The sequence below is a fragment of the Alcanivorax sp. NBRC 102024 genome, assembly GCF_001602235.1.
In the GTDB taxonomy this organism is placed as follows: Bacteria; Pseudomonadota; Gammaproteobacteria; order Pseudomonadales; family Alcanivoracaceae; genus Alcanivorax.
On record NZ_BDAS01000007.1, the window covers coordinates 180,462 to 192,696 of the forward strand.

Here is a 12,235-nt window from a genome sequence, read left to right on the forward strand (position 1 = left end):
GAGGAAATGCCATGAAAGCGCATAAAGAAAAAAAATCCAGCAACCTGGCGGACCGCATCTATCAGCAGCTGAAAAGCGACATCTTCGACTTTCGCCTGATGCCCGGTGACCGCTTCAGCGAAAACGAGATTGCCGAACGCATGGGCGCCTCACGCACTCCGGTTCGTGAAGCCCTGTTCCGGCTGCAACGGGAATCCTATGTGGATGTGCTGTTCCGCAGCGGCTGGCAGGTCAAACCCTTTGACTTCGATTACTTCGAAGAACTCTACGATGTGCGCACCATTCTTGAATGCGCTGCGGTACGCAAGATCTGCGGACAGGAAAACAACTCACCCAAACTCGATGACCTGATTCGCATCTGGTGCGTGCCGGAATCGGAAAGACTGGAAGACGGCAACACTCTCAGCCGACTGGATGAGCGCTTTCACGAAATGCTGGTGGAAGCCGCCGGCAACACCGAGATGGCACGCATTCATCATGACCTGACCGAACGTCTGCGCATCATTCGCCGCCTGGATTTCACCAAGCCACCGCGTATTGATGCCACCTATCAGGAACACAGCTCCATCCTGGAAGCCATTCAGCATCGCCGCTGCGAGCAGGCGCAAATTCAGCTGCGCGCTCATATCGAAAGCTCACGCAATGAAGTGCGAAAAATAACGCTGCACATGCTTCACGAAGCCCGGATGCACAGCGGCAAGGCAGACAACGACGACTGATACACAGTGACCTTTTTCATTCATCAATGGGGGGATACCCATGTTACGAAAGGAAGCAGTAACGAGCGCGCTTGCCATGGCCGCTCTCATCACACCGATATCAGCCATGAGTGCCGATATCGATCCGGAAATCTCTGTGGGCGGAGGCCTGCGCACCAGCTTTACCAGTGTGGAAAACGCAGCGCCTGACGGTGAATCCAGCTCCAGTGATTTCAATCTGGACAGTGTGCGGCTGTACATCAACGGCCAGGTCACCGACAACATCAAGATGACCGTGAACACCGAATACGACGGTGTTGAAGAAAAGGTGCGGGTGCTCGATGCCATTGCCCGGTTCGAGTATTCCGACACCTTTAACATCTGGGCCGGCCGATTCCTGCCCGCCAGTGATCGTTCCAACCTGTCCGGGCCGTACTATCTGACCACCTGGAATTTCCCGTCCGTGCAAGCCTATCCGGCCATCTTCGCCGGTCGTGACGACGGCGTCGCTTATTGGGGCCAGGCCAACGAGGGCCAGTTCAAGTGGCAGTTCTCGGTCACCGAAGGTCCGGAGGATCCGGTCCCCGCCGAGGATGACGATGATCTGCTGTACAGCGGCCGACTCACTCTCAACCTGCTCGACCCGGAACCGGGCTACTACAACTCCAGCACCTATTACGGCGAGAAAGACATTCTGGCGGTGGGTCTGGTTGGCCAGAGCCAGGGGTCTGACTCCGCCTGGAGCGTGGATGCCCTGTTCGAGAAAAACACCGGCGCCGGCACAGTGACTCTCGAAGGCGCCTATTACCAGTACGACGGTCTGGGCGGCCTGGGCGGCGACGAAAGCGAAGGCTACTTCGTGCTGGCCGGCTTCCTGTTCCCCCAGGAAATCGGTCCGGGCCGGCTGCAACCGGTGATCCGTTACACCGAGGGTGAAGTGACCGATGGCGCCGAGGGTGACATCAGCGAGTTCAATCTGAACTACATCATCAAGAGTCATAACGCCCGTATCAGTGCCGCTTACCAGGATCGTAACGACGAGCTGTTCAGCGATAACGACACCTTTGTACTGGGTCTGCAACTACAGATGTAAGTGCTACACCACAAGGAGTTTTGCCATGCAATTTTCAAACACACTGAAACGACTCACTGCAGGAATCATGCTTTCCGGCAGCCTTATCTACAGCGGCGCCGCCATGGCCGCTGACACTATCAAGGTCGGGGTGCTGCACTCCCTGTCCGGCACCATGGCCATCAGTGAATCCACCCTGAAAGACACGGTTCTGATGATGATCGAGGAGCAGAACAAGAAGGGCGGCGTGATGGGCAAGCAGCTGGAACCCGTGGTCGTTGACCCGGCCTCCAACTGGCCCCTGTTCGCCGAAAAAACCCGGGAACTGATCAGCCAGCAAGGCGTGGATGTGATCTTCGGCTGCTGGACTTCCGTGTCCCGCAAGTCCGTGCTGCCAGTGGTGGAAGAACTCAATGGCCTGCTGTTCTACCCGGTGCAATACGAGGGTGAAGAGTCGTCCAAGAATGTGTTCTACACCGGGGCCGCCCCCAACCAGCAGGCCATCCCGGCGGTCAACTACCTGATCAACGAACTGGGTGTGGAGCGCTTCGTGCTGGCCGGTACCGATTATGTGTACCCGCGCACCACCAACAAGATCCTGGAAGCCTACCTGAAGTCCAAGGGCGTGGCTGACAAGGACATCATGATCAACTACACCCCGTTCGGGCATTCCGACTGGCAGTCCATTGTCAGCGACATCAAGGCCTTCGGTAACCAGGGCAAGAAAACCGCGGTGGTCTCCACCATTAACGGCGATGCCAACGTGCCCTTCTACAAGGAACTGGGCAACCAGGGCGTCAGCGCCCAGGACATTCCCGTGGTGGCCTTCTCCGTGGGTGAAGAGGAATTGTCCGGCATCGACACCGGCCCGCTGGTGGGTCACCTGGCCGCCTGGAACTACTTCCAGAGTGTCTACAACGACGCCAACGATGCCTTCATCGCCCAGTGGCACGACTTTACCCAGGACGACAAACGCGTCACCAACGATCCCATGGAAGCCACCTATATCGGTTTCAACATGTGGGTGAAGGCCGTAGAAAAAGCCCAATCCACGGACACGGATAAAGTGGCGGAAGCCATGATCGGCATGGAAACCCCGAACCTGACTGGCGGTATGGCGGTGATGAATGAAAACCACCATCTGTCCAAGCCGGTGCTGATCGGCGAAATCCAGGATGACGGCCAGTTCGCCGTGGTCTGGGAAACCGATGGTCTGGTCAAAGGCGATGCCTGGTCCGATTACCTGCCCGGCTCCAAGGACCTGATTTCCGACTGGAGCGCGCCGACGAAATGCGGCAACTACAACACCAAGACCAAGCAGTGCCTTGGCAGCAAAGCCATGCAGTAAACGATCCGACCCTCTCCGGTTATCCGTGTGCGCTAACGCGCACGCTGGTAACCGGCTTTTTCGATACACCCAGTCTGTAAGGAGCCCACTATGGGTCACGCTATTGGCCGGTTTTTGACAACCCTGCTGCTGGCAGCGTTGTGCAATACGGTGCTGGCCGACCTGGCCACAGACACAGGCCCGGCCCCAGGCCCCGGCCTCCACGATATTCTTAACCAGTTGGCCAGCCGCAGCTTTGACGACAAGGAAACGGCCATTCGCCAACTGGCCGAGCAGGACCACCCGCGCGTGGTGCCTTTGCTCAATGCCCTGATGAACCGCGACCTGGTGCAACACCGGGACAGCGGCGCCATTTTACTGGGTCGCAAGAACAGTGACGGCTGGCTGCTGCTGGACCCCGTCAGCGAAGCCGAACAACAACAGGTGGGATCACGGGATGCCCGCCCGGTGGTGATCAATAACCGCCTGCGTACCGTCATCAATAATCAACTGGCCCTGCGCGACCTGGCCAGTCCGGACAGCGAGCAACGTTATCAGGCCGCCGGCCAGCTGATCGGTAATGCCGACCCGGAAATGCTCTCGGCACTGACAGCCCGCCGGGCCAAGGAAACCGTTGCCCGGGTACAGGACCGTATTGATGTGGCCCTGAACATTGCCACCCTGGACAACGACGATCTGGCCGCCCGCCTGAATGCCATCGACGCTCTGGCCGACAGTCTGCATCCGGCGGCCAAGAACGCCCTGCGCGACCGGGTGGCTGCCAGCGACAACCCGGCGGAAGTGCGCGCGGCAGAAAAGGCGCTGGCTCGTATCGAAGCCCGCATCGAGCGCTACCATACCGCTGACACCCTGTTCTTCGGCCTCAGCCTGGGCTCGGTGTTGTTGCTGGCTGCGATCGGCCTGGCCATCACCTTCGGGGTGATGGGGGTGATCAACATGGCCCACGGCGAACTGATCATGATCGGCGCCTACACCACCTATGTGATTCAGCAGCTGTTGCCCAACAGTCACGAATGGTCGCTGCTGATCGCCATTCCTGCCGCCTTTCTGGTGTCGGCCCTGGTGGGCATTCTGATTGAGCGCTTTGTGATCCGTTTCCTGTATGGCCGCCCCCTGGAAACCTTGCTCGCCACCTTCGGGGTGAGCCTGATTCTGCAGCAGGCGGTGCGGGTGATTTTCTCGCCCCTGAATCGCACCGTGGTGACACCGGAATGGATGAGTGGCGCACTGGAAATCAACCCGGTGTTCTCACTGACCTATAACCGCCTCTACATCATTTTCTTTGCCCTGGCCGTGTTTCTGGCCCTGCTCACGCTGCTGAAGAAAACCCGCCTGGGCCTGCAGGTCAGAGCTGTCAGTCAGAACCGGACTACCGCCCGTGCCATGGGGATTCGTAGCGAGCGGGTCAATGCGCTCACTTTCGGCCTGGGTTCCGGTATCGCCGGTATCGCCGGGGTGGCCCTGGCACAGCTCACCAATGTGGGGCCCAACCTGGGTCAGAGCTACATCATCGACTCCTTCATGGTGGTGGTGTTCGGCGGTGTCGGCAATCTGTGGGGCACCCTCACCGCCGCCTTCAGCCTGGGGATCGCCAACAAGCTGCTGGAGCCCATGGCCGGAGCCGTGCTGGCAAAAATCATCGTGCTGATCTTCATCATCCTGTTTATCCAGCGCAAACCACGGGGTCTGTTCCCGCAACGTGGCCGAGCCGCGGAGGAGTAATATGCGAGACTCAACCTTCAAAAGTGCCTTCAGTGATCGCACCGCGAAAACCTTTATGGGCGTCCTGCTGGGCGCCACCCTGGTGGTGACCCTGCTCAACCAGTTTTTCCCGCCGGACTCGCCACTGCACGTGAGCGCCTACACCGTCACCCTGCTGGGCAAGTACCTGTGTTACGCCCTGCTGGCCCTGTCGCTGGATCTGGTGTGGGGTTACTGCGGCATTCTCAGCCTGGGTCATGGGGCCTTCTTTGCCCTGGGTGGCTATGCCATGGGCATGTACCTGATGCGCCAGATCGGCGACCGGGGCGTGTACGGCAATCCGGAGTTGCCCGACTTCATGGTGTTCCTCAACTGGAGCGAGCTGCCCTGGTACTGGCAGGGCTTCGACCAGTTCTGGTTTGCCGCCTTGATGATCCTGCTGGTCCCCGGCCTGCTGGCCTTCGTATTCGGCTGGCTGGCATTTCGTTCCCGGGTTACCGGCGTCTATCTGTCGATCATCACCCAGGCACTCACCTATGCCCTGATGCTGGCCTTCTTCCGCAACGAACTGGGCTTCGGCGGTAACAACGGTCTTACCGACTTCAAGGAACTGCTGGGCTTTTCCCTGCAGTCCGACAGCACACGTGTGGGCCTGCTGATCGCCACCGCCCTCTCTCTGGCCATGGCCTTTGTGCTGTGCCGCTGGATCACCGGCAGCAAGCTGGGCCGGGTGGTCATGGCGGTGAGGGATGCGGAATCCCGGGCCCGTTTTGTGGGTTACCGTACCGAACATTACAAACTGTGGATCTTCACCGTCAGCGCCATTCTGGCCGGCATTGCCGGGGCGCTCTATGTGCCCCAGGTGGGCATCATCAATCCGGGAGAATTCTCGCCGCTCAATTCCATCGAGCTGGTGGTCTGGGTAGCGGTAGGCGGACGCGCCACCCTATATGGCGCGGTGATCGGCGCCATCCTGGTCAACTACGGCAAGACCATTTTCACCGGCGTTATGCCCGAGGCCTGGCTGTTTGCCCTGGGCGGGCTGTTCGTGGCGGTTACCGTGTTTCTGCCCCAGGGTCTGGTGGGCCTGGTCAGCCAGAGATGGGCGGCTCTGCGCAAACAATTCCCGCCAAAGAAAACAAATAACGACACCCTCACCCCGGCAGAAGGAGAGGCCCCATGAGCGCACTGGATAACCTGCGCGACACCTTTCGCCGCGACCAGGTCTTCGATTTCATGCGCCAGGGCACCCGTGCCGTGGCGCCCGGTCAGCTGGATTCCGGTAGTGGCAAGAACATTCTCTATCTGGAAGATATCACCGTCAGTTTTGACGGCTTCAAGGCCCTCGATGATCTGACCCTGTACATCCAGACCGGCGAGCTGCGCTGCATCATCGGCCCCAACGGCGCGGGCAAATCCACCATGATGGACGTGATCACCGGCAAGACCCGACCGGATAGCGGCACCTGTTTTTTCGGTCAGACCCTGGACCTGACAGCCATGAGCGAAACCGACATCGCCATGGCCGGCATCGGTCGAAAATTTCAGAAACCCACCGTGTTCCCCGAACACACCGCCTTTGAAAACCTGGAGCTGGCCATGAACGGTCCCAGGGGGCCCTGGCATTCCCTGTTCACCCGATTAAGCGGCGAACAGACAAGTTGGATCGAGGACACTCTGGCCACCGTGGGTCTGCTTGAAGACCGACACAAGGTGGCGGGCCTGCTTTCCCACGGACAAAAGCAGTGGCTGGAAATCGGCATGGTGCTGATGCAGAAACCACAACTGCTGCTGGTGGATGAACCCATCGCCGGCATGACCCGCCAGGAAGTGGAACGCACCGGCGAACTTCTGAAAAGCCTGGCCGGCAAACACTCGGTGGTTGTCGTCGAACACGATATGGAATTCATCCGCTCCATCGCCAGCACCGTCACCGTTCTGCACCAGGGCAGCGTACTGGCGGAAGGCACCATGGAGCAGGTGCAGAATGACCCCAAAGTCATCGAAGTGTACCTCGGGGAATAACAGACAACTGTAGGAACGGCGCTCTCTGTGCTCTGCAATTATGAGCCGCGAGCATCCAGTTTCGAGTTACGAGAAGCGAGTCTCGAAAGGCAAAAGATTTTTGGGTTTTCGCAACTCGTTACTCGCTTCTCGGCACTCTCAATTGAGCGTGGCATTCGCGCCTCATACTCGCAGAGCACAGAGAGCTGCGCTCCTACAGCGGCTTCGCAATAATGTTACGGAGTTAACACCGTGCTGAAACTGAACAACGTCAACCAATACTATGGCGAATCCCACACCCTCTGGGATCTGGATTTGGGGCTAACCCAGGGCGAATGCCTGTGCGTCATGGGCCGCAACGGTGTGGGCAAGACCACCCTGCTGAAAACCATCATGGGATTGTTACCGGTGAAAAGCGGCAGCATTGAATTCAACGGGCTCGATTATGCCAAACAGGCGGCGGAAGAACGGGCCCGGGCAGGAATCGGTTATGTGCCCCAGGGGCGGGAAATTTTTCCGCTACTCACCGTGGAGGAGAACCTGGAAACCGGTCTGCAGGCCCGTCCGGATCGCAGCAGGAAAATCCCGGATCGCATCTACGAGCTGTTCCCGGTACTCCATGAAATGCGCAACCGCCGCGGCGGCGATCTCTCCGGCGGACAGCAACAACAACTGGCCATCGGCCGTGCCCTGGCGCTGGACCCGAAACTGCTGATCCTTGATGAACCCACCGAAGGGATTCAGCCCAATATCGTCGACATGATCGGCCGGGTGATTAAAACCCTGAACAAGGAAGAAGGCCTCACCGTGTTACTGGTGGAGCAGAAGCTGCACTTCGCCCGTGCCACCGCTGACCGTTTTGCCATTCTCGATCGTGGCAGCAAGGTGGCGGAAGGTGAGATGGGCGAGTTGGATGATACCTTGATCAAGAGTTATCTGACCGTTTGATCATCAACACTCCCCTCTGCCGTAGGAGCGTCGCTGGCGGCGCGATATCAGCCTATGGAATCGCGCCGCCAGCGACGCTCCTACATAATGCGGGTCGTCAGCCCGCATTACGCCACACATCCCGCAATTCGCCGTTTTCGCCGAACAGTTTTTCCCGCCATTCTTTTTCCAGTGCGGACGTATCCCGTTGAGATGGATGGAAATCCCTAGCGAAATACTCCGGCATCAGCGGCAGGATTTTGGTGATAAACCCTTTTCTTCCCAGCAGCAACGACAGGCCTGCGGCGACATCTTTCCAGTCCGTTGCCTTACCTTCCCTGGCCACCATCCATGACCAACTAATAAACAAGCCCGGTGTCAGGGCGCCAATCACAAGAGGCAGCGCCAATAACCGCTGGTACCAGCGGTTACCAATCAGGTTGTAGACATCATAAGTCACCGATTTGTGTTCCAGTTCTTCCAGGGCATGCCATTCCCACAACGTAAGCAGCTCCGGATCAGCCTGACGGCGAAAGTCCTCATCCGTGAGAAGTTGCTCAGCCAGAGACGCGGTGAAATGCTCCATAAAGGTGGTGCAAGCCAGTTGCTGGCTGGCCGGCAGTGTCGATAACAACCACAACCCTGCTTTCACCGTTTTTTCCGCCACGGCGGTATCCATGCCGCGCTCTTTCAGAAACGCATTGAGCCGATCGTGCTCACGGCTATGAATCGCTTCCTGACCGATAAAACCAGACACCTCTGCCTTCAGCCGCTGATCGGTAATTCGCTCCCGGTAACGGCGCACCGATTCCACAAAAAACATTTCTCCCGGCGGGAAGAATCCGGAAAGCACAGCGAAATGCAGCGAGGCCGTTGCGTTGTTGCCGTACATGTAACGCGGGCTGTCCTTCGCAAAATGGAAGTCGATCTGACGCGGCGGAATGCCCACGGTGGCACCAGCCAGCCGGCGGACCTTGCTGCCGATACGGGTAACAGCATTCATGACGGTTCTCCCTGTTACTGCAAGCCCAAATGGGCGGTAAACAGATTGGAAGCATTTATCGCTACCACCTTGCCATTGATCAATGGCAAGTTAAGTATGGACAGGGAGACCCCTGCGGCCCCATGTGCCAGCGGCCTTTTTTATTGTGAATTTGGCTCACTCATTATCGCCATAGTGCCTATGACCACTGCAAGCCCCTACATTCCCGGCCACTACCTGCTCCAGTTGATGGATACCGGCCTGCTACCTGCAGCGACAACCGAACGCCTGAAACAGCATCTGGTCAGAACGGGCCTGGATCCGCTGCAGCTCAGTGAAGCCAGGCTGTCTCCCCAATCCCTGGAGGCACTACTTCATGCCTGGCCCGACATTCAATCCCGGCGACTGGCGATCGAATTCGGACGCAAGGTCACGCTGACCAGCCAGGGGAATCTGAGCCTGCTGATCATGACGGCAGCGACCCTGCGCGAGGCTCTGCGTCTTTACGTCTTTCTGCCGCTACTGACCAACGCGGTGACCCTGCAGTATTACGAAACAGAGCAAAGCGGGTATCTGCATATCAAGCCACACAGTGGCTCCCCGATGCTCGATGAATTGCTGGTGTTATACGCCTGTGCCGGACTGGAGCGGCTGGCCACGCTGTTGATTGGCCAGACACCGCCTCTCCACATCACGGTGGCGCGGGATTACGGCAGCGGGCTTAGCGATCTGAAAAAATTACTGTCACTGGACTGGCAATGTGACGGGGTCGTTACCAGTCTGGCCGCTCCCTTGTCGGCGCTGGACATTCCTTGCCTGCATGCTGACAGCCTGACTCATAGTCGCCTCCTCAAGCAGTGCGAAGACCGGTTGACACGTCAACAACAGGCGGTACCGCTAGTCTCCCGGATTCGCCAATTGCTGAGCCAGCCAGACACCGATCCCAACCAGGACAGTGTGGCCAGCGCCTTGAACATGTCCCGCAGCACACTCAAACGACAGCTCGCCCGCGAGCACACTCATTTTCAGTCTGTACTCACTGACTTCCGCAAGGAAAACGCCGTGAGGCTTCTTCTGGGCACCACTCTTTCCCTGGAACAGATTGCCGAACAACTGGGTTACAGCGACCAAACGAACTTCAGCCACGCCTTCAAACACTGGTCCGGAATGACTCCAGGACAGTTCCGCAAGCATAGTCGATAGATGAAGAATGGCTGCTGCTTTACCGCGTCTACCCTGTGATGATGGGGATAAACCATTTCGGTTTCATGCGACCAAAATCCCGACGACAGTTTTGCTTCAGGGCTTTTTTGGAGTCCGGCACGTAGGCATCATCGCCTTCGCGGACAAACACCACCCAGTGCCAGAACGGTGTGCCCTTTTCCCGGTGCCACTTGATCGCCAGCAAGGCACGATCCGGCAGGGCCGCCCAGTCACGAAATGGGGCCTCCTTCGACGACGCATGCAAACCGTAGCTCTTCAGCAACCGGCGCACAGAGTCCGTATCGGACCACAGACTGTGGTCCTGGGCATAAATCCCCAGACTGTTTGCCCGCCGTTTCGCCTGCCCATAGCTGACTCCCGCCAGGGCCGCCACTGCCGCAATACCGCAGCCGGATACCTCTTCCTGAATCACCGCTTTCACGGGTTGCTCCTGTGCGTCTTTGCCGTGGACAGCTTACACTGGCCGCCTTGCACACTGACAGGCGACCACAATGCTCAACCGCATGAACCAACTGTTCCCGCTCTGGGCCCTGTTGTTTTCCCTGCTGGCCTACTGGCAACCTGCCCTGCTGGTGGGCGGCAAGGGGGCCATTGTGCCGTTACTGATGCTGATGAGCTTATAAACAAATAGACCTATTAGGAAAATTAGCCGATACCGTGCTTTCCCTTGCCATCCCTGATCTATTCATAACTCTTCATAATTCCGCTATGCCTTATTTGAATATGTGACTCTGCCCCGGCAGAATGTGTGAGCCTGTTCACGGAAGGTGGCGGGATTGTGGTTTTGCTAATACTAAGGGACTGAAATGAATACTAAGTTGAAAGCTTTAGCTCTGATTTGTGGAACGGCTGCTCTATATGCTTGCGGAGGAGGAGGCGGAAGCTCCTCTGGTGGAGGAACCAACAATGATGGTGGCGATGGCGGTGATGCCGGAGGAAGCGGAGAGGTTCGCTCTGGGCAGTTCGTGGATTCTGCTGTGGCCAATATCGCTTACACAGCTTCTCCGTCTGGAACCACCGGTTTCACGGATGAAAACGGGTTCTTCGATTTTGAAAGTGGCGATACTGTGACTTTCTCGGTTAGGGGCGTTGATCTTCCTTCTGTGCCTGCTACAGGTAAAGTGACCATCAATGATTTCGACAAAGTATCAACTGCGGATAGTGGTGATCTTGGTCTGAATATCGCCATTCTTTTGCAATCCTTGGACAGCGATGGCGATGCCAGCAATGGCATCCAGATTCCTGACGAGACGGAAGAGACAGCTGACAAGGCGGCTAATGTTGATTTCGATCAGCCGGTTAATGACTTTGTCAGTGATACAGAGACTGGGGTTCAGGCGGCGCTCGTTGAGGGTGATTCAGCTCCAGTGACAGCAGATGCGGCGAAAGAGCACCTTGATAGTCAGATGGAAGATTTGCTTCTGTCAGGCACTGGGGTTTGGCGCTTGTATGTCATTGGCGACGACCCCGGTATTCGGAATGTGACTTTCAATGATGACGGCACCATTAACTACACTAACGTCCAAGAGGGTGGTTGGTATAATCCTGTTGACGTGCCGGAATAAAACACCAAGGAAGAGTATAGCTCAACGGCAAAAAGTTTGCAGTTTGGAGACAACCCCGATGAGTTCACCTTGGTTTATGAAGGCGTTGGCGAAGAAAATGGCGAAAAGTGGGATGTATTGGTTTTTGCCGAATCAGCCACAACCTTGATTTACATGGATAACCGGCCAACTGACTTGCACGATCTAGGCAATCTTTCCGCCGAAGCGGGTGATGACTGGAATCTGCTCATCGTCAATGATGAGGGTTCTGGTGTAGTAAAAGAGCCTATTGGTTTCCGTGAGAATGGCCAAACGGCACCGGGTGATTACGATACAACTTGGGAAAATAATGTTGATGCGGCGGATTTCTTTAATGACGAAGAAGTCAGCAGTGTAAATGACCCCATCCTTGGCGTATTGCGTGGAGGAAATGAAGGTGATGAAGCCTATCTTTTGAATGTTTCTGGTGGTGACCTGTCACTTCTGTATATTGCTGTTCCCGATGGTGAAGGATTTGCAGAGCAGTATTCCCTTATGACTGAAAATGAGGGTCTTGCAGACTCTATTCTTAACGCAATGCAGTAAGTTTCTACTTCCCCCTATTGGCCCCTCTCCCCCGAGGGGCTTTTTTTGAAATTTCCGACAAAATTCTAGATACCTTCTCTTTTCTCTCTTTCTCTTTGTTCTGTAAGACGCTTGTTAGAGTTAAAGACTTAACCCCAGATAATGCTGCGG

13 protein-coding genes are annotated in these 12,235 nt (G+C 56.9%); 11 read left to right on the top strand and 2 right to left on the bottom strand.

What is annotated here, in order from left to right; all coding sequences use genetic code 11:
• Window positions 1–11 precede the first annotated feature (11 nt).
• The 7 genes from A0251_RS12440 (at window position 12) to urtE (ending at window position 7,771) form a co-directional block, all read left to right on the top strand.
• Window positions 12–719: a GntR family transcriptional regulator gene (locus A0251_RS12440; RefSeq protein ID WP_062817175.1), complete on the top strand. Its 708-nt coding sequence runs from the start codon at window positions 12–14 to the stop codon at window positions 717–719.
• Between the two features lie 106 nt (window positions 720–825).
• Window positions 826–1,791 carry a hypothetical protein gene (locus A0251_RS12445; RefSeq protein ID WP_156478289.1) on the top strand — a complete coding sequence of 322 codons (966 nt, stop codon included), beginning with the start codon at window positions 826–828 and terminating at the stop codon, window positions 1,789–1,791.
• A 25-nt stretch (window positions 1,792–1,816) separates the two neighbouring features.
• Window positions 1,817–3,118 carry an urea ABC transporter substrate-binding protein gene (urtA, locus tag A0251_RS12450; protein WP_062817177.1) on the top strand — a complete coding sequence of 434 codons (1,302 nt, stop codon included), beginning with the start codon at window positions 1,817–1,819 and terminating at the stop codon, window positions 3,116–3,118.
• Between the two features lie 90 nt (window positions 3,119–3,208).
• A complete protein-coding gene (urtB, locus tag A0251_RS12455) occupies window positions 3,209–4,840 on the top strand; it encodes an urea ABC transporter permease subunit UrtB (protein WP_062817178.1) in 1,632 nt (543 codons plus the stop codon).
• A gap of 1 nt (window position 4,841) precedes the next feature.
• On the top strand, window positions 4,842–6,002 hold the full coding sequence (gene urtC, locus A0251_RS12460) for an urea ABC transporter permease subunit UrtC (RefSeq protein ID WP_062817179.1): 1,161 nt from the start codon (window positions 4,842–4,844) through the stop codon (window positions 6,000–6,002).
• Complete coding sequence (gene urtD, locus A0251_RS12465) at window positions 5,999–6,844, top strand: urea ABC transporter ATP-binding protein UrtD (protein ID WP_062817180.1); 846 nt, start codon at window positions 5,999–6,001, stop codon at window positions 6,842–6,844. The genes urtC and urtD overlap by 4 nt, the downstream gene beginning before the upstream one ends.
• Before the next feature lie 231 nt (window positions 6,845–7,075).
• The gene (gene urtE, locus A0251_RS12470; RefSeq protein ID WP_062817181.1) at window positions 7,076–7,771 is read left to right on the top strand and encodes an urea ABC transporter ATP-binding subunit UrtE; all 696 of its coding nucleotides are present in this window, start codon (window positions 7,076–7,078) and stop codon (window positions 7,769–7,771) included.
• 97 nt (window positions 7,772–7,868) lie between these two features.
• Here urtE and A0251_RS12475 read toward each other — a convergent pair whose 3' ends face one another.
• Entirely contained in the window at window positions 7,869–8,753 is an 885-nt protein-coding gene (locus A0251_RS12475; RefSeq protein WP_062817182.1) for a metal-dependent hydrolase, read from the bottom strand.
• 180 nt (window positions 8,754–8,933) lie between these two features.
• On the opposite strand from A0251_RS12475, the gene A0251_RS12480 reads away from it, so the two are divergent.
• Window positions 8,934–9,935, top strand: a complete 1,002-nt coding sequence (locus A0251_RS12480) for an AraC family transcriptional regulator (protein WP_062817183.1) — start codon at window positions 8,934–8,936, stop codon at window positions 9,933–9,935.
• Between the two features lie 28 nt (window positions 9,936–9,963).
• On the opposite strand, the gene A0251_RS12485 is transcribed toward A0251_RS12480, so the two are convergent.
• Entirely contained in the window at window positions 9,964–10,377 is a 414-nt protein-coding gene (locus A0251_RS12485; RefSeq protein WP_062817184.1) for a hypothetical protein, read from the bottom strand.
• Between the two features lie 70 nt (window positions 10,378–10,447).
• On the opposite strand from A0251_RS12485, the gene A0251_RS17695 reads away from it, so the two are divergent.
• From A0251_RS17695 to A0251_RS12500, 3 genes are all read left to right on the top strand, one after another.
• Window positions 10,448–10,579: a hypothetical protein gene (locus A0251_RS17695; protein ID WP_255357635.1), complete on the top strand. Its 132-nt coding sequence runs from the start codon at window positions 10,448–10,450 to the stop codon at window positions 10,577–10,579.
• 183 nt (window positions 10,580–10,762) lie between these two features.
• Window positions 10,763–11,521 carry a hypothetical protein gene (locus A0251_RS12495; protein ID WP_156478290.1) on the top strand — a complete coding sequence of 253 codons (759 nt, stop codon included), beginning with the start codon at window positions 10,763–10,765 and terminating at the stop codon, window positions 11,519–11,521.
• A gap of 36 nt (window positions 11,522–11,557) precedes the next feature.
• Window positions 11,558–12,085 carry a hypothetical protein gene (locus A0251_RS12500; RefSeq protein ID WP_062817187.1) on the top strand — a complete coding sequence of 176 codons (528 nt, stop codon included), beginning with the start codon at window positions 11,558–11,560 and terminating at the stop codon, window positions 12,083–12,085.
• The last annotated feature ends 150 nt before the right edge of the window (window positions 12,086–12,235 follow it).